General features: G+C 72.1%; 16 protein-coding genes. 12 read left to right on the top strand and 4 right to left on the bottom strand.

The features are described 5' to 3' along the window. The first annotated feature begins 139 nt into the window (after positions 1–139). The 9 genes from QT196_RS21065 (at position 140) to QT196_RS21105 (ending at position 14,840) form a co-directional block, all read left to right on the top strand. Complete coding sequence (locus QT196_RS21065; protein ID WP_290356693.1) at positions 140–1,882, top strand: ABC transporter ATP-binding protein; 1,743 nt, start codon at positions 140–142, stop codon at positions 1,880–1,882. Between the two features lie 219 nt (positions 1,883–2,101). Continuing rightward, positions 2,102–2,803: a response regulator transcription factor gene (locus tag QT196_RS21070; protein WP_168483873.1), complete on the top strand. Its 702-nt coding sequence runs from the start codon at positions 2,102–2,104 to the stop codon at positions 2,801–2,803. 222 nt (positions 2,804–3,025) lie between these two features. Beyond that, positions 3,026–4,522 (top strand): HAMP domain-containing sensor histidine kinase, encoded by a 1,497-nt coding sequence (locus tag QT196_RS21075; protein WP_290356694.1) that lies wholly within the window; start codon positions 3,026–3,028, stop codon positions 4,520–4,522. A gap of 25 nt (positions 4,523–4,547) precedes the next feature. Next, positions 4,548–5,867 (top strand): glycosyltransferase, encoded by a 1,320-nt coding sequence (locus tag QT196_RS21080; RefSeq protein ID WP_290355427.1) that lies wholly within the window; start codon positions 4,548–4,550, stop codon positions 5,865–5,867. Continuing rightward, positions 5,864–8,131, top strand: a complete 2,268-nt coding sequence (locus QT196_RS21085) for a glycosyltransferase family 39 protein (protein WP_290355428.1) — start codon at positions 5,864–5,866, stop codon at positions 8,129–8,131. Before QT196_RS21080 ends, QT196_RS21085 begins: the two co-directional genes overlap by 4 nt. Positions 8,132–8,354: 223 nt before the next feature. Continuing rightward, positions 8,355–10,742: a LuxR C-terminal-related transcriptional regulator gene (locus QT196_RS21090; RefSeq protein ID WP_290355429.1), complete on the top strand. Its 2,388-nt coding sequence runs from the start codon at positions 8,355–8,357 to the stop codon at positions 10,740–10,742. Positions 10,743–11,173: 431 nt separating this feature from the next. Then, the gene (locus QT196_RS21095; RefSeq protein WP_266738111.1) at positions 11,174–12,226 is read left to right on the top strand and encodes an RICIN domain-containing protein; all 1,053 of its coding nucleotides are present in this window, start codon (positions 11,174–11,176) and stop codon (positions 12,224–12,226) included. A gap of 100 nt (positions 12,227–12,326) precedes the next feature. Continuing rightward, positions 12,327–13,925, top strand: a complete 1,599-nt coding sequence (locus tag QT196_RS21100) for an MFS transporter (protein ID WP_168480555.1) — start codon at positions 12,327–12,329, stop codon at positions 13,923–13,925. Positions 13,926–14,069: 144 nt separating this feature from the next. Beyond that, the gene (locus QT196_RS21105) at positions 14,070–14,840 is read left to right on the top strand and encodes a TetR/AcrR family transcriptional regulator (RefSeq protein ID WP_168480556.1); all 771 of its coding nucleotides are present in this window, start codon (positions 14,070–14,072) and stop codon (positions 14,838–14,840) included. 34 nt (positions 14,841–14,874) lie between these two features. On the opposite strand, the gene QT196_RS21110 is transcribed toward QT196_RS21105, so the two are convergent. From QT196_RS21110 to QT196_RS21120, 3 genes are all read right to left on the bottom strand, one after another. Beyond that, positions 14,875–15,717 carry a YceI family protein gene (locus tag QT196_RS21110; RefSeq protein WP_168480557.1) on the bottom strand — a complete coding sequence of 281 codons (843 nt, stop codon included), beginning with the start codon at positions 15,715–15,717 and terminating at the stop codon, positions 14,875–14,877. Positions 15,718–15,945: 228 nt separating this feature from the next. Then, on the bottom strand, positions 15,946–18,546 hold the full coding sequence (locus tag QT196_RS21115) for an MFS transporter (protein ID WP_168480558.1): 2,601 nt from the start codon (positions 18,544–18,546) through the stop codon (positions 15,946–15,948). A gap of 11 nt (positions 18,547–18,557) precedes the next feature. Beyond that, complete coding sequence (locus tag QT196_RS21120) at positions 18,558–19,031, bottom strand: MarR family transcriptional regulator (protein WP_085928182.1); 474 nt, start codon at positions 19,029–19,031, stop codon at positions 18,558–18,560. Between the two features lie 356 nt (positions 19,032–19,387). Between QT196_RS21120 and QT196_RS21125 the strand changes: the two genes are divergently transcribed. The 3 genes from QT196_RS21125 (at position 19,388) to QT196_RS21140 (ending at position 20,695) form a co-directional block, all read left to right on the top strand. After that, entirely contained in the window at positions 19,388–19,606 is a 219-nt protein-coding gene (locus tag QT196_RS21125; RefSeq protein WP_290355430.1) for a hypothetical protein, read from the top strand. A 572-nt stretch (positions 19,607–20,178) separates the two neighbouring features. Next, positions 20,179–20,454: a winged helix-turn-helix domain-containing protein gene (locus QT196_RS21135; RefSeq protein WP_248001239.1), complete on the top strand. Its 276-nt coding sequence runs from the start codon at positions 20,179–20,181 to the stop codon at positions 20,452–20,454. Between the two features lie 4 nt (positions 20,455–20,458). Beyond that, positions 20,459–20,695 carry a GntR family transcriptional regulator gene (locus QT196_RS21140; RefSeq protein ID WP_168480561.1) on the top strand — a complete coding sequence of 79 codons (237 nt, stop codon included), beginning with the start codon at positions 20,459–20,461 and terminating at the stop codon, positions 20,693–20,695. A 13-nt stretch (positions 20,696–20,708) separates the two neighbouring features. On the opposite strand, the gene QT196_RS21145 is transcribed toward QT196_RS21140, so the two are convergent. Beyond that, positions 20,709–22,037: an amidohydrolase family protein gene (locus tag QT196_RS21145; RefSeq protein ID WP_168480562.1), complete on the bottom strand. Its 1,329-nt coding sequence runs from the start codon at positions 22,035–22,037 to the stop codon at positions 20,709–20,711. Positions 22,038–22,083 lie beyond the last annotated feature (46 nt).

Below are 22,083 nucleotides of genomic sequence, written 5' to 3' on the forward strand. Positions count from 1 at the left end.
GCCCACAGCGCCCACAGCGCCCAGCCACGGCGACCCGCCGACGGTGCGGCTGCGGGCGGTCGGAGCCGAGCCCGCCCCCGGCCGTATAGGCGGCAGGGGCTGCGAGGGCGAGCCGGCCGCCCCGCACCTGCCGGCGCGGATGGCCTTCCGCCGCTTCTGGCCGCTGGCTCGGGGCGACCGCCGCTGGCTGGTGCTGATCTGCCTCTGTGTGGTCTCCGCCGCGCTCGCCGAGACGGCCGCGATCCTGCTGTTCTCGAACCTGACGGACCATGCCCTGCAGCAGGGCTCGCTCAGCGCCTTCTGGTCCCCCGCCGGACAGTGGTTCGCCGTGGCGGTCCTAGGTGCGGCAGTCGGGTACACCGGCAACTCGCTCGCGGTGTGGACCGCCGAGCGCTTCGTCCTGCGCCTGCGCGCCCGCGTCTTCGGCCATGTCCAGGACCTGCCGCCGCACTTCTTCCAGCGCCACCGCCAAGGAGACCTGGTCGAGCGCCTCACCGGGGACGTCGAGGCCATCGAGCAGATGGTGGTCTCCGGGGTCGTGGGAACCGTGTCCGCCCTGTTCAGCACGGTCTTCTTCGCCACCGCCGCCTTCTGGCTGCGCTGGGACCTGGCGCTGGCCACGTTTGTGCTGGCGCCGCTGTTCTGGCTGGCCGCGCGGAGCTTCTCCGGCCGGATCAAGGCCGTCGCGCGGGAGGAGCGCATCGCCGACGGCGCGATCACCTCGGTGGTCGAGGAGTCGCTGGGCAACATCGTGCTCACCCAGGCCTACAACCGGAAGGCCGCCGAGGAGAAGCGGCTGCGGCGGGAAGCGGGCGCCTGGATGCGCGCGTCGGTGGCCGGGGCGCGGATGAGCGAGCTGTACGAGCAACTGGTCCAGGTCATCGAGACGCTGTGCGTCCTCGCCGTCATCGGGCTCGGCGCCTGGGAGATCTCCCAGGACCGGATGACCATCGGCCAGCTCCTGGCCTTCGCCGCCTTCCTCGGCTACCTCTACCCGCCGATCCGCAACCTCGGACAGCTCGGCCTCACCCTCACCGCCGCGACCGCGGGCGCCGAGCGGCTGCTGGACATCCTCGACGCCGAGCCCGCCGTGGCCGACCCGCCGCCGGGGACGGCCGTCGCGCCCTGGCGGGTGCACGGCACGGTGGAGTTCGACCAGGTGGGCTTCCGCTACCCGGGCGCCGGGAAGCGCACCCTGGCCGGAGTCGCGCTCACCGCCGGCCCCGGGGAGTTCGTGCTGATCACCGGCGCGAGCGGGGCGGGCAAGTCGACCGTCGCGAAGCTGCTGCTGCGCTTCTACGACCCCGCCGAAGGCTCCGTATGCCTGGACGGGGTGCCGCTGCACTCCATGCCGCTCTCCTTCCTCCGCGAGAACGTCACGCTCCTGCCGCAGGAGACGCCCATCCTGCACGGCACCCTCCGCGAGAACATCGCCTGCGGGCGGCCGGGGGCCACCGACCACGAGATCGTCCGGGCTGCCCGGGACGCGGCGGCCCACGACTTCATCACCGCCCTCCCCGAGGGCTACGACACCCGGATCGACCCGCACACCGCGCGGCTGTCCGGCGGCCAGTTGCAGCGTGTGGCGATCGCCCGGGCCATGCTGCGGAACGCGCCCGTCCTGGTCCTGGACGAGCCCACCACCGGTCTTGACGCGCTGTCCGCGCGGCAGGTGATCGGACCGCTGAGGCGGCTGATGACCGGCCGTACGACGCTCACGATCACGCACGATCTGAACCTGGCGCCGGACGCCGACCGCATCCTCGTCCTCGACCACGGGCGGGTGGTGGAGACCGGGACGCACCGGGAACTGCTGGCCCTGGGCGGGGTGTACGCGCGGCTGCACGGGCAGCGGGACCGCGCAACCGACTCGGGTCGCTAGTGGCGCGCGGGCGGCGGAGGCGGGCAGGAGTGGGGCCCCGGGGGGGGAGGGGAGCGGCATGGGGGATTCTCAGGAGATTCACAGAATGGCGCAAGGGAGCTCTCACGGGGGCGGACCAAGCTCCGTGGCATGACCGTGACTTCCTCGTCCTCAGCGTCGTTTCGTCTGCCGGCTCCGGCGTCGTCCTCCAGGGGTGCGCCGGGGAAGCAGCCGGAGCTGTTGCGGGCCGACGGGAGCCCCGTGCGGGTGCTGGTCGTGGACGATGAGTCCTCGCTCGCCGATCTGCTGTCGCTCGCGCTGCGCTACGAGGGCTGGGACATCCGCGCGGAGGGGGACGGCGCCGGTGCGCTGCGCTGTGCCCGTAGCTGGCGGCCGGATGCGGTGCTGCTCGACGTCATGCTGCCGGACATGGACGGGCTGACGGTGCTCGGGCGGCTGCGGCGGGAACTGCCGGATGTGCCGGTGCTGTTCCTGACCGCCAAGGACGCGGTCGAGGACCGGATCGCCGGGCTGACGGCGGGCGGCGACGACTACGTCACCAAGCCGTTCAGCCTGGAAGAGGTGGTGGCCAGGCTGCGGGGGCTGCTGCGCCGGGCCGGGGCGGCCGCCGCGCGGAGCGAATCGCGGCTGACGGTGGGCGATCTGGTGCTCGACGAGGACAGCCATGAGGTGTGGCGGGAGGGCCAGGAGATCCATCTGACGGCCACCGAGTTCGAGCTGCTGCGCTATCTGATGCGCAATCCGCGGCGGGTGCTGAGCAAGACCCAGATCCTCGACCGGGTCTGGAGCTATGACTTCGGCGGCCAGGCCAATGTCGTGGAGCTGTATATCTCGTATCTGCGGCGGAAGATCGACGTGGGGCGGGCGCCGATGATTCACACCCGGCGGGGCGCGGGCTATCTGATCAAGCCGGGCGGGTAGCGGGCCGTGAGCGGGAAGCCCGCGACGGCGCCCGAGCAGCCCGACCGGCCCGAGCAATTCGACCGGCCCGAGCAATCCGAGTGGCCGGCCGGGCCCGATCAGGCCCGTCCCCAGCAGCCGCCCGCCCCGCCCGAGCGCCCGACCCACCCCGGTCCGCCGACCCCGCCGGAAGCCCCCCGGCCCCCCGCCTCCCGTCGCCGATGGTCCCTCCGGACCCGGCTCGTGGTGTCCGCGGTGGCGCTGATCGCCGTCGTCGGGGCCGTTATCGGGACGGTCACGACCATTGCGCTGCACGCCTATATGCAGGGGGAGTTGGACCGGCAGGTGCAGGATTTCGTGGTGCGTGCCCAGATGCCGCGCCCTCATGAACCGAGCCGTCCCCAGGGCAGCCTGGACTTTGTGGCGATGGCGGGTCAGCCCCTCCGCGCGGTGGGGGCGCGGGTCGGGCCCGACGGGACGGCCGAGGCCGGGGCGAAGCTGACCAACCCGACCGGCCGGCTGCCCGAGGAACGGCTGACGGACCTGACCACGGCGCAGGTCGCGGCGCTGAACAGGGTGCCGAGGGACGGCCGGTCACACACCGCGGAGCTGCCCGGACTCGGCGACTACCGGGTGGAGTCCGCCAAGGACGGCTCCCTGGTGCTCGGCCTGCCGCTCGCCTATGTGCAGAAGACCGTCGGCAGGCTCGTCCTCATCGAGGCGTGTGTGACGGCCGCCGGGCTGGCGGCGGTCGGGCTCGCGGGCTCCGCCATGGTCGGGATCGCGCTGCGGCCGCTGCGCCGGGTCGCCGCCACCGCCACCCGGGTCTCCGAACTCCCGCTCCACCAGGGCGATGTGGCGCTGCATGTCCGGGTGCCGGCGTCCGAGTCGGACGGGCGTACGGAGGTCGGGCAGGTCGGTGCGGCGCTGAACCGGATGCTGGGGCATGTCGGTTCGGCGCTCTCGGCCCGTCAGGAGAGCGAGACGCGGGTACGGCGGTTCGTCGCCGATGCCAGCCATGAGCTGCGTACCCCGCTCGCGTCGATCCGTGGATACGCCGAGCTGACCCGGCGCGGGCGGGAGCAGCCGGGGCCGGAGACCCGGCATGCCCTGGGCCGGATCGAGTCGGAGGCCGAGCGGATGACGGGGCTGGTGGAGGACCTGCTCCTGCTCGCCCGGCTGGATTCCGGGCGTCCGCTCGCGTACGAGCGAATAGATCTGTCGCCGCTGGTGGTCGATGCGGTGAGCGACGCCCGGGTGGCGGGGGCCGGTCACCGGTGGCGGCTGGAGCTGCCCGATGAGCCGGCGGTGGTGTACGGGGATGCCGGGCGGCTGCACCAGATATTGGTGAACCTGCTGGCCAATGCCCGTACGCATACGCCGGAGGGGACCACGGTGACCGCCAGGGTGCGGGCCGCGACGGATGCTGCCGCCGGTGGCGACGGGGGCGTCCAGCTGGAGGTGCGGGACGACGGGCCGGGCATACCGGCGGAGCTGCTCCCGCATGTCTTCGAGCGCTTCGCCCGGGGTGATGCCTCGCGCTCGCGCGGCGCCGGGAGCACCGGGCTCGGCCTCGCCATCGTGCAGGCGGTGGTGGCCGCGCACGGCGGCACGGTCGGGGTCGGCAGTGTGCCGGGGCGGACGGTCTTCACGGTGACGCTGCCCGCACTCCCCAAAACCCAGGTCACTCCACCCGCTGCGCACTCACAGCCCCACCACAGCCGCAACACACCCCCATGACAGCAGGTTTGGCGAACGTCATGGCATGACGACGACACCGCCGCCCCGCACCCCGCTGGGCTACCTGCCTCCACGCGAGCATCTGCGGCTCGGTCAGAGCGCGACCGTCCTCGATGTGGTGATTCCCGTCCACAACGAGGAGCGCGACCTCGAACCGTGTGTGCGGCGGCTGCGTGAGCATCTCGCCCGCACCTTCCCGTACGGGTTCCGGATCACCATCGCCGACAACGCGAGCACGGACCGTACGCCGGATGTCGCCGCCCGGCTCGACGATGCGATCGACGAGGTCACGGCGGTACGGCTGGAGCAGAAGGGGCGCGGGCGGGCGCTGCGCACCGTGTGGTCGCTGTCCGAGGCGCCGGTGCTGGCCTATATGGACGTCGATCTGTCCACCGACCTCAACGCGCTGCTGCCGCTGGTGGCGCCGCTGATCTCCGGGCACTCGGATCTGGCGATCGGCTCCCGGCTCAGCCGGAGCGCACGGGTGGTGCGGGGGCCGAAGCGGGAGTTCCTCTCGCGGGTGTACAACCTCATCCTGCGGGGCTCGCTCGCGGCACGGTTCTCCGACGCGCAGTGCGGGTTCAAGGCCATTCGCGGCGATGTCGCGGAGCGGCTGCTGCCGATGGTCGAGGACACCGGGTGGTTCTTCGACACCGAGCTGCTGGTGCTCGCGGAGCGGGCCGGGCTGCGGATCCACGAGGTGCCGGTGGACTGGATCGACGATCCCCACAGCACCGTGCATATCGTGCGGACGGCCGCCGATGACCTCAAGGGCGTCTGGCGGGTGGGGCGGGCGCTGGCGACCGGCGGGCTGCCGCTGGACCGGCTGGCCCGGCCCTTCGGGGACGATCCGCGGGACCGTGAGCTGACCGGTGTGCCCGGCGGGCTGGCCCGTCAGCTGGTCGGCTTCTGTGTCGTCGGCGGGCTGAGCACACTGCTCTACCTCGCGCTCTTCTCCCTCTTCCGCCTCGGGACGGGCGCCCAACTGGCCAATGCCGCCGCCCTGTTGGTGTCGGCGCTCGCCAATACGGCCGCCAACCGGCGGCTGACCTTCGGGGTACGGGGCCGGGACCGGGCGGTCCGCCATCAGGCGCAGGGGCTGGTGGTCTTCGCCGTCGGACTGGTGCTGACCAGCGGCTCGCTCGCGGCTCTCGACGCCGCCGGGGGCACCGCCTCGCACGGCACCGAACTCGCGGTGCTGGTGGCCGCCAACCTCGCGGCCACGGTGCTGCGGTTTCTGCTCTTCCGCGCCTGGGTCTTCCCCGACCGCGAGCACCGGGACGACCTCACCGCGCCGCCGCACCCTTCGCACGACCGGAACGATCTCACCAGGAGCGCTCGATGACCCCGCACCAACGGCCCGGCACCCCGGCCCCGCCGCCGTCCGCCGCACAGGAGGGCGCCCCGGCGTCGCCCACCGCCCCCCGGACGCCCGTGGCACCGGAGCCGGCGGCCCGCTGGGAGCGGCCCGCACTGCTGGCGTTGTTGCTGGTCACGGCCGCTCTCTACCTCTGGAGCCTGTCCGCTTCCGGCTACGCCAACCAGTTCTACTCGGCCGCCGTACAGGCCGGCGGCGAGAGCTGGAAGGCATTCTTCTTCGGTTCGTCCGACGCGGCGAACTCCATCACCGTCGACAAGCCGCCCGCCGCGCTGTGGCCGATGGCGCTGTCCGTACGGCTCTTCGGGCTCAGCTCCTGGGCGATCCTGGTGCCCGAGGCGCTGATGGGCGTGGCGGTGGTCGGGGTGCTCCACGGGGCCGTACGGCGGCGGTTCGGTGCGGGCGCGGGGCTGCTCGCGGGCGGCGTGCTCGCGGTGACGCCGGTCGCCGCGCTGATGTTCCGGTTCAACAACCCCGATGCGCTGCTGTGCCTGCTGATGGTCTGCGCGATCGCCTGTGTCCTGCGCGCCCTGGCGGACGGCCGGACGAAGTGGCTGGTGCTGGCCGGGGTCTGCTTCGGGCTCGGGTTTCTCACCAAGACGCTCCAGGCGTGGCTGATCCTGCCGCCGCTCGCCGTCGTCCACGCCTGCTGTGCGCCGGTCGCGCTGCGCCGCCGGTTCGGTCAACTGCTGCTCGCCGGGCTGGCGATCGTGGTGTCCGCCGGCTGGTGGGTGGCGCTCGTCGAACTGTGGCCGGCGGCCTCCCGCCCGTACTTCGGCGGCTCGCAGCACAACAGCTTCCTGGAGCTGACCTTCGGCTACAACGGCTTCGGGCGGATCACCGGCAACGAGACCGGCAGCGTCGGCGGGGGCGGTGGCCGTCCCGGTGGCGGCGGCTGGGGGGAGACCGGCCTCACCCGGCTGTTCTCGTCCGACATGGGCGGGCAGATCTCCTGGCTGCTGCCCGCGGCGCTGATCCTGCTGGTCGCGGCCGTGACGGTGCTGTGGCGGGCGCGACGTGCGGTCGCCGCCGAACGGGCCGGTCAGCGGGCGGAGTTCCTGGTCTGGGGCGGCGCGCTGCTGATGACCTTCACGACCTTCAGCTTCATGTCCGGGATCTTCCATCAGTACTACAACATCGCACTGGCCCCGTATATCGCGGCGCTGGTCGGGATGGGCGCGGCGCTGTGGTGGCGGCGCGGCGGCCGGTCCGCCGCGCTCGTCCTGGCCGGGACGGTGGCGGTGACCGCCGGATGGTCGTTCGTGCTGCTGAACCGCTCGCCGGACTGGCTGCCCTGGCTGCGCTGGACGGTGGCGGCGCTCGGCCTCCTGGCGTCGCTGGGGCTGCTGCTGGCGGTATGGGCGGGGGCGGCGGCCCGGAAGGAGGGAGCGACGCCAGGAGGCCGAGCGCCGGTACGGGCATCGCTACGGGCGAGCCGGCGGCCGGCGGTGCTCGCGGCGGGGCTCGGGGTGGTGACGGCGCTGGCCGGGCCGGTCGCGTACACCCTCGATACGGTCAACACGCCCAAGGGCGGTTCGATCATCACGGCCGGCCCCACGGTGCAGGGCGGTAGGGGCGGTCCCGGTGGCGGCTTCCCGGGCGGCCGGATGCGGGGCCGCAACGGCGGGATGCCGGGCGCCGGCCAGGGCGGGGTAGCCGGCCAGGCCCTTCCCCCGGGCCCGGGCCAAGGTGGCCGGGGCCGGATGCCGGGCGGCACACAGGGCGCCAACCCGCCCCCGCAGCAGGCCGGCAAGCAGGGGCAGCTCCCGGCGCCGGGCGCCCGCGGGCGGCAGACCGGACGGACGGGGTTCCCCGGCGGCAGGGGCGGCTTCGGTGAGCGCGGCGCCGGCCGGATGGGCGGTCTGCTCAACGGCAGCAAGGTGAGCGACCGGGCCAAGGCGCTGCTGGAGAAGGACGCGGACGAGTACACCTGGGCCGCCGCGGCCATCGGCTCCCAGAACGCCGCGAGCTACCAACTGGCCACCGAGAAGCCGGTGATGGCGATCGGCGGCTTCAACGGGAGCGACCCGTCGCCGACCCTCGCCCGGTTCAAGGAGTACGTCGCGGCCGGGAAGATCCACTACTTCCTCGCGGGCGGGCAGGGCGGCCCCGGTGGCGGCCCCGGGAGCAGCTGGGGCGGCGCGTCGCAGATCGAGTCCTGGGTGAAGAAGAACTTCACGAAGGTCACGGTCGGCGGCGCCACCTTCTACGACCTGACGCGGCCCGGGTGACCGGGTCACTCAGGACCGTACGAAGAAGGGCTGACACGGCCGGTCCGGCCTAAGGACGCCGGGCCCCGCCCCCGGACGTTCACCCCGCCGACGTCCGTTCTCTGCACCGCCTCCCGCTCGGTCCGCTACCCCTCGACGCGAGGGCGAGCGTTCCGGATGGCCGAAAATGGAGCCTGTCCCGGCCATCCGGATCGCGGCACATGAGCGAGAGGCGCGACGCAGCATGGACAACGACTATCGGGTCAGCGACTGTCATCTCACCGGGCGGACGAACCGCACGTCCACGGGGTCGGGTCCGGGCCCGGCGGACGGGGAGGTGCAGGCGGAGCTGACGAGCTTCGTCGGGCGCCGGCGGGAGGTGGCCGGAGCGCGCCAACTGCTCACCCGTACCCGGATGGTGACGCTGACCGGGGCGGGTGGCATCGGCAAGACCCGGCTGGCGCTGCGGGTGGCCTCGGAGGTGCGGCGTTCCTTCCCCGGCGGGGTGTGGGTGGTGGACCTGGCGCCGCTGGAGGACGACGCGCTGCTCGCGCAGACGGTGCTGGCCGCGCTGGGGCTGGACCACGATTCGGCCCGGCCGCCGATGCGGACGCTGGCCGACCATCTCCAGGACCGGCGGCTGCTGCTGGTGCTGAACAACTGCGAACACCTCCTGGACGCCTGCGCGGAGCTGATCAGGACGCTGCTGGCGGCGGTGCCCGGTATGCGGGTGCTGGCCACCAGCCGGCAGGCGCTGCGGGTCGACGGTGAGTACCTGATGGTCGTCCCGCCGCTGTCGACACCTGATCCGGACGACCCGCTGCCGCCCGGGGAACTGGCCGAATACGAGGCCGTGCGGCTGTTCGCCGACCGGGCCGTGGCGGTGTACGGCGCCTTCACCCTCGGTCCGGACAACCTGCTGACGGTCGCCAGGATCTGCCAGCGGCTGGAGGGCATTCCGCTGGCCATCGAGCTGGCGGCGGCCCGGCTGCGGGTCCTCTCGCCCCGCCAGATACTCGACCGGCTCGACAACCGCTTCGAGCTGCTGACCCGCGGCAGCCGCGCGACCCTGCCCCGTTGGCAGACCCTGCGGGCGGCGATCGACTGGAGTTACGAGCTGTGCACGCCGCCCGAGCAGCGGCTGTGGGCGTGGCTGTCCGTCTTCTCCGGAGGGTTCGACCTGGAGGCGGTCGAAGAGGTCTGCGCCGGGGAGGGGATGCCCCGCGAGACGGTGCTCGATGTGGTGACCGAGCTGGTGGACAAGTCGATCCTGAGCCGCGAGGACCAGCAGGGGCAGGTGCGGTACCGGATGCTGGAGACCATCCGGCAGTACGGTCGTGCCCTCCTGGAGGACGGCGTCACCGACCTGCAGCGGGAGACCGTACGCCGCCGCCACCGCGACCACTACCAGGAACTGGCCACCCGTGCGGAGGCCGAGTGGTTCGGCCCCCGGCAGCTGGCATGGTTCGCCCGCCTGCGCCTGGAGAACGCCAACCTCCGGGCGGCGCTGGAGTTCTGTCTCGGAACGCCGGGGGAGCACCGCGCCGGGTTGCAGCTGGTCACCTCGTTGTGGAGCCACCGGCTCGGGGTGAGCGGAGTGGAGGAGCAGCGCCGCTGGCTCGGCCGGGCCCTGGCGCTGGACACCGGCCCCAGCCCCGCCCGCGCCAGGGCGCTGTGGGTCGACGGCTGGCTCGCCTTCCTGCGCGGGGACGTGGCGACCGGGCACGCCCGGCTGGCTGCCTGCCAGGAGCTCGCGGACACCCTGGGCGAGCCCGGGCCGCTCGCCGACGCGGTGCAGTTCGCCGGCCTCGCCGCGCTCTTCCAGGACGAGTTCCGCCGGGCCATACCCCTGCTGGAGGACGCCCTCGGCCGGCATCGCGCCAACGGGGATCTGGGGGCCCAGTGGGCGACGCTGTTCCTGCTCACCCTCTCCTGCTGTCTGGCCGACGATCCCCGGGCCACCCCGCTCGGCGAGGAGTGCCTGGCCCTGTGCGACACCCATGACGCGCGCTGGTCCCGTTCGTACGCGCTGTGGGCGCTCGGGCTCCAGCGCTGGCTGTCCGGGAGCACCGAGGAGGCGATCGCCCTGCTCCAGGACGGGCTGCGGGTGGAGAGTCCCACCCACAACCTCCTGGCCACGGCCCAGTGCCTGGAGGTGCTCGCCTGGGCCACCGCGCGGGACGGCAGCCCGCTGCAATCGGCCCGACTGCTCGGGGCGGCGCAGACGCTCTGGGTGTCGCTGGGGGCCGCGCTGCCCGGCCTGGGCCGCCTGCTGCACCATCACACCGAGTGCGAGCTGCGGCTGCGGAGCGCGCTCGGCGACGCGCCGTTCGACACCGCGGTACGGGACGGCGCCGGCCTCCCCCTTGACGAGGCGATCGCCTGCGCGCTCGGGGGCCCGGCCGCGGAGCCGCCGGCCGGCGCGGGCGCGCCGACGTCACTGACCCGGCGGGAGCACCAGGTCGTCGCGCTGCTCGTGGCAGGACTGACCGACAGGGAGATCGCCGCCGAGCTCGTCATCTCCGCCCGCACGGCGGAAGGGCATGTGCAGCGCATCCTGGCCAAACTCGGCTTCAGTTCCCGCACCCAGGTGGCCGTCTGGGCCGTCGCACAGGGTGCTGCGGCACCCTGACCGTCCCGCCGGGCGGCGCGGTCGGCCAGGAAACACGTACCCGTATACAGGTAGTTCTCCGCTATCCCGGTGCGGGCCGCGACGGCGATCGTGGTGCCGGTCGCCGCGTCGGGCGGCGACCCGCCCGGTCCGCCGGACGGGTCGCCCGGCTCGCCGGCACCGTCCCGCGTACGGTGGCGCGTTCCGCTGCGCGCGGGTGAGCAGGGGGAGTGGTGCCGGTCGGGTGCCCCCCCTCACCACGACGAGCAAGAAGAAGTGGGGCAGCGGACATGACTGCAGGATGGGCCGGAAGACCCGGCCGTCTGTGTGGGCGCTTGGGCACGGCGGTGGCGATCGCCTTCATGATGTGCCTCGGGCTCATCGTCACGCCGTTCGGGACGGGGCAGGCGCGGGCCGAGGGCGGGCCGGACTGTAGCCAGCCACTCCAGTGCGTGACGATCTACAGCAAGCTGGAGGCGCCCAACTGGCGGGTGCTGGACGTCGGACGGGGCTGGGGCGGCGACGGCGCCGCGAACTGGGGTCACCTCAACGTCTGGCCGAAGGGCGACCCGCCCGGCGGCAACGAGAAGTTCCAGCTGCGGGACACCGGCGACGGCAGTTTCCAGATGGTGGTCAACGACGGCGGCAAGTGCATCACCCGCGACGGCCAGAACGCCTCCTGGCTGGCCGAGACCGACTGCGCGAACGTCGACGCCCAGAAGTGGTACCTCCAGCCGACGCCCTCCGACGGCTTCATGATCCGCTCGGTCGTGGACGACACCTGCATGAATGCCCGGGGCGGGTACAGCGGGCAGAACTTCGTCTTCCACTCGAACCAGGTGGCGACCTACGGCTGCTCCTCCGGCGACCAGGCGTCCTTCTTCAGCATCCACGACCCGGCCGCCGGGGACGCGCGGGAGACCCCGGCGATGTACAGCCTCGCGGCGACCTATGCGATGACCAAGTGCGACAAGGACCAGTCGTATTGCCAGTGGGAGATCACCGACCGTTCCGAGCCCACGTACGGCACCCCGATCTGCCGCGGTCACACCGACAAGAACGAGACGGGCGGAGATCTGACGAAGGAGCTGACCCAGACCGAGACCAGTATCGAGTCCACCACGACGGGCTCGGCGATCCAGGACACCGCCGAAGTGGGCGTCACCCTGACCCTGGGCGTGAAGGACGTCTTCTCGGCGCAGGTGGGCTCGAAGTTCAGCCACTCCTGGCAGAGCAACTACGCCCGCACCACCGGTACCCAGAAGACCTGGTCGGAGAAGGTGGCCGTCACCGTTCCCACCGGCCAGTACGGCTGGGTGGAGGAGCAGCCCCGGGTCCAGGACGTGACCGGGCACTTCACCTTCGACCTGAACGGCTGGGGCCAGTGGACCTACGGGGACGACAGCAGCAACCCGGCCGTGGCCAAGATCGCCCTCGGCGGTGGCGACAAGGGGAACGGGCTGTGGGTCAGCAAGACCGGCACCAGCCTGCCGGACTACTGCTGACCGCCGGCACCCCCGACCCGACCGAAAAATAAAACGTACGGCGTATAACGCTCCCTGTACGGTGTAAGTCAACGACGCCCACCCCGTACAGGGAGCCCGTATGTCCCCCGTGGCCTCCGACGCCACCACCACACTCCAGCCGCCGGGCCGGACCGCCACCCGCTGGCTGATCCTGGCCGTCATCTGCCTCGCCCAGCTGACGGTCATCCTCGACAACACCGTCCTCAATGTCGCCATCCCCTCCCTCACCGAGGACCTGGGGGCGACCACCGCCGACGTCCAGTGGATGATCAACGCTTATTCGCTGGTCCAGTCCGGTCTGCTGCTCACCGCCGGCAATTCCGCCGACCGCTACGGCCGCAAGAGGATGCTCGCCACCGGCCTGGTGCTCTTCGGCGTCGCCTCGCTCGGCGCGGCGCTCGCCCAGTCGCCCGGCCAGCTGATCGCCGCCCGGGCCGGGATGGGGGTCGGCGGCGCGCTGCTGATGACCACCACCCTCGCCGTCGTCATGCAGATCTTCGACGACGAGGAGCGCCCCAAGGCCATCGGCATCTGGAGCTCGGTCAACTCGCTCGGGTTCGCGGCCGGGCCGCTGATCGGCGGTTCGCTGCTCGACCACTTCTGGTGGGGCTCGCTGTTCCTGGTCAATCTGCCGGTCGCCGTCGTGGCGCTGCTGGCCGTCGTCGCCCTTGTGCCCGAGTCCCGGAGTCGTGGTGGCGAACTCCCCCAAGCTCTCAACGGCGATCGAGCAGGGGGGACCCCCATGGACCTGATGGGCGCCCTGCTGTCCATGATCGGCATGGTCGGCGTGGTCTTCGCGATCATCTCCGGGCCGGTCACCGGCTGGCTGTCCGGGCGGGTGCTGATCTCCGCCGCCCTCGGCCTGGCCGGTCTCGCGGTCTTCGCGCTGTGGGAGCTGCGCGTCCCGTATCCGATGCTGGACATGCACTTCTTCCGCAACCGCCGCTTCATCGGGGCTGTCTCCGGCGGCATCCTCGTCGCCTTCGGGATGGGCGGCTCGATGTTCCTGCTCACCCAGCATCTGCAACTGGTGCTCGGCTACGGCCCGTTGGACGCCGGACTGCGGATGGCGCCGCTCGCCGTCACCGTCATACTGATCAACTTCACCGGCCTCAGCGCGCGCCTGCTGCCCCGGCTCGGCACCCCCGGAACGATCGTCTCGGGGATGTCGCTGCTCGCGGCCGGTCTCGCCGCCATCTCGCTGTTCGGTGGCGACAGCTATGGCGGCATGCTGGCCGGTCTGCTCGTGATGGGTGTCGGTGTCGCGCTCGCCATGCCGACGATGGCCAACGCCATCATGTCCGCGATCCCGCCCGCCAAGGCCGGAGTGGGGGCGGGCGTCAACGGCACGCTGATGGAGTTCGGCCAGGGGCTCGGTGTCGCCGTCCTCGGCGCGGTCCTCAATTCCCGCTTCGTCGCGCTGCTTCCGCTGGCCGCCGCGGGCGCCGGTTCGCTGCCCGCGGCGCTCGCCAGGACCCGTACGGACGCCGAACGCAGCGCCGTGCAGGACGCCTTCGCCGCCGGTATCGGCACCAGTCAGCTGGTCGGCGCGGCCGCGGTGTTCCTCGGCGGGCTGGTCGCCGCCGTGCTGCTGAGCCGGGCTGAGCGCACCGGCCGGGACCCGGAGGCGCCGGCCACGCCCGCCGGTGCGGAGCCGGCGGCCGCCGGGGCGGAATAGCATCGGCGGGTACGTGATCGTGAACGGCACGTACCGACGGCACGTATGACCAGCCGTACGTGCCGTGCACCGAAAACGACACCGACGACCACACCGAGGACGACGCCCTGACGCGGCAGACGCTCAGGGCAAGGGAGGGGCGCCATGGCAGCGACGGACGGCCGCACCGGGAAGCGGCCGAACAGCGTCTGGCTGACCGAACGCCCCCCGCTCAAGCGCAAGGCGGACCAGCCGGCCGGACTCGACCTCGACAAGATCGTCGCGGCGACGGTCCGGCTGCTGGACGCCGAGGGCCTGTCGAAATTCTCGATGCGCAGGCTCGCGGCCGAGCTCGGCGTCACCGCGATGTCCGTCTACTGGTACGTCGACACCAAGGACGACCTGCTGGAACTGGCCGTGGACGCGGTGGCCGGCGAGATGGCGCTGCCGGACGAGTCGGACACCGGCGCCGACTGGCGCGACCAGCTGCGCGCCCTCGCCGTCGGCTACCGCGACATGCTGCTGCGCCACCCCTGGGCGGCCCGGCTGCTGGGCCAGCTGATGAACATCGGCCCGCATTCGACGGCCTTCTCCAACGCCACCCAGCGGGTGATGCGGCGCAGCGGCCTGACGCCGGACCGCACCTCCGGCGCGCTGGCGTCGCTCTTCCACTTCGTCTACGGCTTCGCCACGATCCGGGCCACGCACGAGGAGCGGTGCCGGGCCGCGGGCATGACCCTCGACGACTACTTCGAGCAGGTTCTCGCCGCGCTCGCGGAGCGGCCGGAGTTCGCCGAGACGCTGGAGCTGTCCACCCGCACCGGGTACACGCGCCAGGGCCAGAGCGTCGTGGAGATGCTGGACCGGGACTTCACCTTCGCCCTCGATCTGCAGATCGCGGGGATCGAGGCGATGCGGGACCGGGCGGCGGACTGACGCCCCGCCCGGCCGTGCCCGCGGGGCCGGGTCCTCACCCCATCGGCAGGCTCTCCCCCTGCACGGCCTGGATGTCCAGCTCGACCCTGAGCGTGGTCCCGATGGCCGCGACACCGGCCGCGACGACCTGGTTGTAGTTCATCTTGAAGTCCTCGCGGCGCAGTTCCGCGGTGGCGCGGAACGCGGCGCGCACCCCGCCCCACGGGTCGGGGCCGGTGCCGAGGTAGCTCAGTTCGAGGTCCACCGGCCGAACGACACCGTGCAGCGACAGCTCACCGTGCACGGTCCAGCGGTCCGGGCCGGCCGGGGACAGGCCGGCGCTGCGGTAGGTGAGCTCCGGGTACTCCTCGACGTTCAGGAAGTCCTCGGAGCGCAGATGGCCGTCGCGCATCCCGTTGCCGGTGTCGATGGAGGCGGCCTTGATGTCCGCCTCGACCCGCGAGGCGTGCAGGTCCTCGGCGATCTCGATCCGGCCGCCGAACTCGGTGAACCGGCCGTGCACGCTGGAGATCCCCAGGTGCTGGGCGACCGCCGCCACCGTCGAGTGCATCGGGTCGATGGTCCAGACACCGGGCGGCGGCAGCTCGGCCCCGCCCTGCCGGGCCAGGACGACGCCGCCCACGTCCATCCGGCCGCTGGCCGTCACGATCGCGCTGGAGGCGACCGGTGCGTAGCCGACGGCCGTCACGATGACCGTGTACGGGCCGGCCGGCAGCGGCTCCGCGCTGCGGATGGCGCCCTCGTCGTCCGCCGCGGCCCGCAGCACCTGCGCGCCGGTCATATCGGTGACGGTCAGTACGGCGTGCTGGACCGCCCAGCCGTCCCGTGTGCGGACCTGCGCCCTCAGTCCCGCAGCTCCCGCGCCCGTCGAAGTCATTGCCTCTCCCGTTTGTTGCCTGATGGTGCCCCCTGCTCATGGGGCCCGTACGAGCCGGGCCGCGAGCGTGGGGAAGTGTCGGGTCCGGCGGCGGCGTGCAGGCCGTCCCCTGCCTGTGCGCAGCGCCGCCGCCGGAGCCCTTCGGTCCGGTCCGGGCCGCGCCTCCGCTCAACGCGCGCCCCGGACCGGAGTATTGCTCCCGGGTGAGATCCCCGGGCCCGGTTGATTTCAGTCCCCGGGGTGGGCCAGCTCGACGTCGTAACCGTCGACCCCGCGGGCATCGACCGCGAGGCCGGTGGCGACGGGCGGGTAGCCGCTCGCGATGACCGTGTAGTCACCGGCGTCCAGGTCGGTGAAGGCGTAGGCGCCGTCCTCCCCGGTCGTCGAGGTGGCCACGACATTGCCCGCCGCGTCCACCAGCGTGACCCGTGCGTCGGGCAGCGGCCGGCGCTGCGCACCGGCCCGCACGACGCCCTGCACCCGCGCGCCGGACAGCAGCTCGATCTCGATCCGCGTGGTGCCCTGGCCGCCGATCTCGACCGGCAGTGCGGCCGGGCGGTGGTTCGGGGCGTTCACGGCGACGGTGAAGGTGCCGGGCGCCAGCTCGTCGAAGGCGAAGTGGCCCTCGGCGCCGGTCTTTCCGGTGGCCAGCACCTCGCCGCGGACGTCGGTGACGACGACCATCGCCCCGTCGACCGGTGCGCCGGTGGCCGCGCTGCGGACCTGGCCGCCGAGGCCGCTGGTGCCGCTGAGCAGGATGTCGTAGGCGTGCGGCGCCTCGCCGATGACGACCGTGGAGGCCTGCGGCTGGTGGCCGTCGGCCGCGGCGATCAGCACATACGAGCCGGCGCCGGGGGCGCTGAGCGCGTACGAGCCGTTGGCCTGGGCGACCGCGCGGCCCAGCTGCCGCCCGCTGAGCGAGATCAGCGTGACCGCGGAGCGCGGTACGGGGCTGCCCTCGGCGTTGCGGACGAAGCCGTGCACCGACGGGCCGGACGGGGTGGCGTCCCCGCCGCCGGCCGAGGCGTACGCGGCCAGCGGCTGGGTGGCCGTCGCCACGGCCGGGCGTGCCCAGGTGGGCGTGTGCGCCTCGTCGTCCGGGGCCACCGGCGCGGCGCCCACCAGGGCGGGCTCCCGCTCCTCGGCCTGCGCCGGGATGACGGCCTCCGCGGAGGCGGCCGACGGAACGGCCGACGGGGTGGCCGCGGCCGGTGCGTCCTCGGAGCTCTGGGCCAGTCCGCCACGCGTCTTCAACGCGACCTCCTTGATGAACAGGGTCAAGAGGAAAGCGAGCAGCGCGCAGGGCGCCGCGTAGAGGAAGACGTCGGCGACACCGTGGCCGTAGGCGCTCTCCATGACGGTGCGCAGCGGCGCCGGGAGGGAGTCCAGGTCGGGGATGCCGCCGCCGCTGTTACCGGCGGCGTGCGCGGCGGCCTTCGCGCCCTTGGGGCCGAGCTCGGCCAGGCCGTCCTTGACGTAGTGGGTGACGCGGTTGGCGAGCACCGCACCGAGCGCCGAGACGCCGACCGCACCACCGAGGGAGCGGAAGAAGGTCACGACGGACGAGGCGGAGCCGAGGTCCTCCGGGGCCACCTGGTTCTGCGTGGCGAGCACCAGGTTCTGCATCATCATGCCGATGCCCAGGCCCATCAGCGCCATGAAGATCGCGATGTGCCAGTACTCGGTGTCGTAGCGGATGGTGCCCAGCAGGCCGAGACCCGCGGTCACCAGCGCACCACCGGTGACCAGCCAGGCCTTCCAGCGGCCGGTCTTGGTGATGACCTGGCCGGAGACGGTGGACGAGATGAACAGTCCGCCGATCATCGGGATCGTCATGACCCCGGACATCGTCGGCGACTCGCCGCGCGCCAGCTGGAAGTACTGGCTGAAGAAGACAGTTCCGGTGAACATCGCGATGCCGACGAACAGCGAGGCCACCGACGCCAGGGTGATCGTCTTGTTGCGGAACAGCCGCAACGGGATGATCGGCTCCTTGGCCTTGGTCTCCACGAAGGCGAAGATCGCGCCGAGCACGACCGCACCGCCGACCATCGCGGCGGTCTGCCACGACATCCAGTCGTACTTGTCACCGGCCAGCGTCACCCACACCAGCAGCAGCGAGACCGCCGCGCTGATGAAGAACGCGCCCGCCCAGTCGACCTTGACGCCCTCGCGCTTGACGACGGGCAGCTTCAGGGTCTTCTGGAGCACGATCAGCGCGATGACGGCGAACGGGACGCCGACGTAGAAGCACCAGCGCCAGCCGAGCCAGTCGGTGTCGGTGATGACGCCGCCGAGCAGCGGGCCGCCGACGGTGGCGACGGCGAAGGTGGCGCCGAGGTAGCCGCTGTAACGCCCGCGCTCCCGCGGGGAGATCATGGCGGCCATCACGATCTGGGCCAGGGCGGACAGCCCGCCCACGCCTATGCCCTGCACGACCCGGCAGGCGATCAGCATGCCGGTGTTCTGCGACAGCCCGGCGACGACCGAGCCCGCCACGTAAATGATCAGCGAGATCTGCACCAGCAGCTTCTTGCTGAACAGGTCGGAGAGCTTGCCCCACAGCGGGGTGGTCGCGGTCATCGCGAGCAGCGAAGCGGTGACGACCCAGGTGTAGGCGCTCTGTCCGCCGTCGAGGTCATGAATGATCTCGGGCAGCGCGTTGGAGACGATCGTCGACGACAGGATGGCGACGAACATGCCGAGCAGCAGCCCGGACAGCGCCTCCATGATCTGACGGTGCGTCATAGGGGCTCCGTCGGAGGCGTGCTGTCCGCCTCCGTGCCTGGCGTGGCCGCCCCGCACACCGGCTGGTGTGGTCGTAGCCATGTAGTTCCTTTTCATCCTGCGGGTGTACGGGTGGTGAAGTCGTGATGTGCCCGGGTACGGCAGTCGCCGAAGCTCGTGCGGAGCCTGGCGAGGAGTTCGGTGAGCTGCCCGACGTCGGCGTCGGACCAGTCGTCCAAGTACCGGGCGAGCGCGGCCGTGTAGCGCTCGGCGAGCTCCTCCAGGAGCTCCGTCCCGCTCGGGGTCAGGCGCAGCAGCCGCGACCGCTTGTCCGCCGGATCGGGCTTCCGCTCGATCCAGCCGCGCTCGGCGGCATGGGCCACGTGCCGGCTGGTCACCGACATATCGATCGCCAGCAGCTCCGCGAGCTGACTCATCCGCATCTCACCGTGCCGGTCGAGAAGGGTGAGCACCCCCGCCGAGGCGGGCGGGCACTCCTGCGGCAGCATCCGCCCCATCTCCCGCTTGACGGCGCCGATGGCACTGAGCTGCCTGGCCAGCTCCTCGTACTGACTGTGAGCTGCCACCGGCTCCTCCACGTATCCACACACATCTTTTGTTGCTTGGGGCAACCATAAGCAAGTTGGTTGCTGAAGGCAAATGATTCGTCCAGGCTTGAAGTAAAGGCAGCCAAAAGTCTCCACCGGGCATTGGTCAACGAATGAGTCAATGACCCGACGGCGACCCGCAAACCCGCAGGTCGGAGCCGGTATCGCCGGCGCCACCCAATACCGGCCGGTAACGGGACACCCCCGGACGGCCCGCCCACGCTCCCGCCCACGCGCCGTACCCGCCCCGACCTCGCTCCGTAGGCGCCTTCACGGTCGCTCCACACGCGCCCCAACGGTGCCGCTCCGCCTCCGGTTCGCTAGGGTCCTTGCCCATGGCGACCAACCCGCAGAACCAGGCCGGCGGCAACCAAGACCCGGCCGGCAGCACGCAGATGTTCCGCGCCTTCGTGGACGAGGGCGGTACCCCCCAGACCGGCGGCCGCCGCGCCCCGGCCCCCCAGCAGTCCACCGGCCCCCGCGTGGGCCTCATCGTCGGCGTCATCGTCGCCCTCCTGGTCGTCGCGGGCGCGGCGTGGCTGGCGCTGGCCTAAGCGCTTCCTCGTCGTACGGGGCCCGGCATCCACGATGCCGGGCCCCTGATCGTTCCGGTGCGCGGGTTATGTCACCCGCCCGCCCCTGCTTTCCGCGATCCGCAGCACGTCCCGCAGTGCTTCGCACGGCCTGTGGACACAGAAAGCGGAGTTCCCTGGCGGTCGCCTCCGCCGACCCGTTCAGCAACTCGGTCGTGTGCCGGAGCACCTCCTCGGCGGTGTCGAGCTGCGCGGCTTCCATGTCGTCGGCGAGTTCTGACAGATACCCGCCGCTCTCGTCAGTGGAGAGGTGGCAAGGCTTCCCGTCCGGCCCGTTCCACGGCAGCAGCCGCATCCCGTCGCTCATGAGGCGACCGCCGTCGCGCGGTGGGTCCGGCGCTTCCTCAGCCGGGGAAGAAGGCTGCGCATAGGGTTCTGCATGTCGACGCTCCTTGGTCAGCGTTGGCCGTGCCCCGGGGGTGTTGGCGCACCCGCCGGGGCTCTTTCGATGGCGAGCCTAGTGCAGTCTGGTACCCCATGGCACACCTTAGTGCCTCTCGCTTGCCATGGTGTGGCGTGCCTACCTTGTTCAGGTGATCGAATTTGCACCGGACCGGCCTCGATGGCGCCAGGTCGCCGACGTGATCCGCCAGCGCATCGCCGACGGCACGTACCAGCCCGGCACCCGCGTCCCGTCAGTGGTCGAGATGCTGGAGGAATTCGGCATCGCCACGACCACGGGGCAGAAGGTGCACCGCGGGCTGCGTGCCGAGGGGCTGATCTACACCGAACCCGGCATGGGGTCGTTCGTCGCGAAGAACGCCGCTGACATCCTCAAAGCGGCGGCCCGGCCTGCCGACGACTCCTGACGCCGTGGAGTTCGACCCGACAGCGCCCAAGTGGACGCAGATTGCCGACGTGATCCGTGCGCGGATCGCGGACGGTACGTACCCATCCCGCCAGCTCATTTCTGAGGTGCGGATGGAGCAGGAGTTTGGCGTCGCGCGAATGACCGTCCGCAAGGTCACCGCTGCCCTCCGGGAAGAAGGGCTCATCGTCACCACGCCTGGCATGGGGTCTTTCGTCACGCAGCGGCGGCCGGAAGTCTGACGCTGCTCAGCCCTCAGCCCGTGGCCACCAACCGCTCCGCCGCCCGGTGCGCCGTGTCCAGTACGCTGCCCAGCTCCCCGTACAGCAGTTGCCCGTGGCGCTTGACCGGCCGCCCGTCCACCAGGACCGTGTCGATGTTCCCGGGGTGGGCGGCGGTCACCACGGCGCCGATCGGGTCGTGGGCGACCGGGGCGAGGTTGAGGGCGTCGGCGCGCAGCAGGACGAGGTCGGCGCGTTTGCCGATGCCGAGTGAGCCCACCTCGTCGGCCAGGCCGAGGGCCGCGGCGCCCTCCGCGGTGGCCATCCGCAGGACATCGGCCGCCTTGACCGTGGGCGCGTCGGCCTCGCCGTCGCCGTTGCCGTCGAAGTGACTGCTCATCAGGGCGGCGCGCATCTGGGAGAACATGTCGCCCGGCGCCGAGGTGACCGCGTCCGCGCCCAGCCCCGTCGGGATGCCGGCCCGACGCAGCCGGCCCGCCATCGGTGCGCCGAACCGCATCGAGGCCTCGATCGCCGGCGTGATCGCCACCGCGCCGCCGGACTCGGCGATCAGCCGCAGCTCGGAGTCGGGCAGTGAATTGCCGTGTACGTAGAGGGTGCCGGCGGTGAGCAGCCCCTGCTCCTGGAGGGCGGCGATCGGCCGCATCGCCACCGGCCCGGCGGTCACATGCACGGCGATCGGCAGCCCCAGCTCACGGGCGAGCAGCCAGTCCTCCCGCACGGTCTCCGGCGGGGCGAAGGAGGGGCCGACGGGGGCCAGCGCCATCGTGAGCAGGGCCTCGCGCGACGGGAAGTACTTCGTGCGGACGTCCCGCACCCAGTCGGCCCGTCGGGCGGTGTCGTCGAAGACGGGGTAGCCGTAGCCGAAGACGGCGCGGATACCGGCCTCCTCCAGCGCCTCGACGGCCGCCGCGCTGTGCTCCGGCGTGTACTGGACGTGCGAGAAGTCCTGCACGGTGGTGACGCCGGTGTCCAGGCACTCCAGCGCGCCGAGGAGGTTGCCGGTGTACACATCGGCGGGTGTGAAGCGGCCGGAGAGGTCGCCGAGGATCCGGCCGAGATAGCTGTCGAGGCTCTCGTCGACCGCGGCGGACCGCAGCACGGCCTGCCACACGTGCCGGTGGGTGTCGACGAATCCCGGCAGCACGATCAGCGCGCGGGCGTCGATCACTTCCAGGCCGGTATCGGTCTCGTCGAAGGGCAGCCCGCGGCCCACGGCGGCGATTCGGCCCTCCTCGACGAGGACATCGGTGTGCGGGTGGACGACGGGGTGGGGGGCGGTGTCGATGACCAGGCCGCCGCGCAGAAGCAGGCGCGGTGAGTGATGGCGCTCGATTCCCATGGCAAGTCACCCTCTACACGTTCGGAAGAAAGCTTTATAGAAAGCT

Origin of the sequence: Streptomyces sp. P9-2B-2, from assembly GCF_030406865.1 — a bacterium.
Taxonomy (GTDB): domain Bacteria; phylum Actinomycetota; class Actinomycetes; order Streptomycetales; family Streptomycetaceae; genus Streptomyces; species Streptomyces platensis.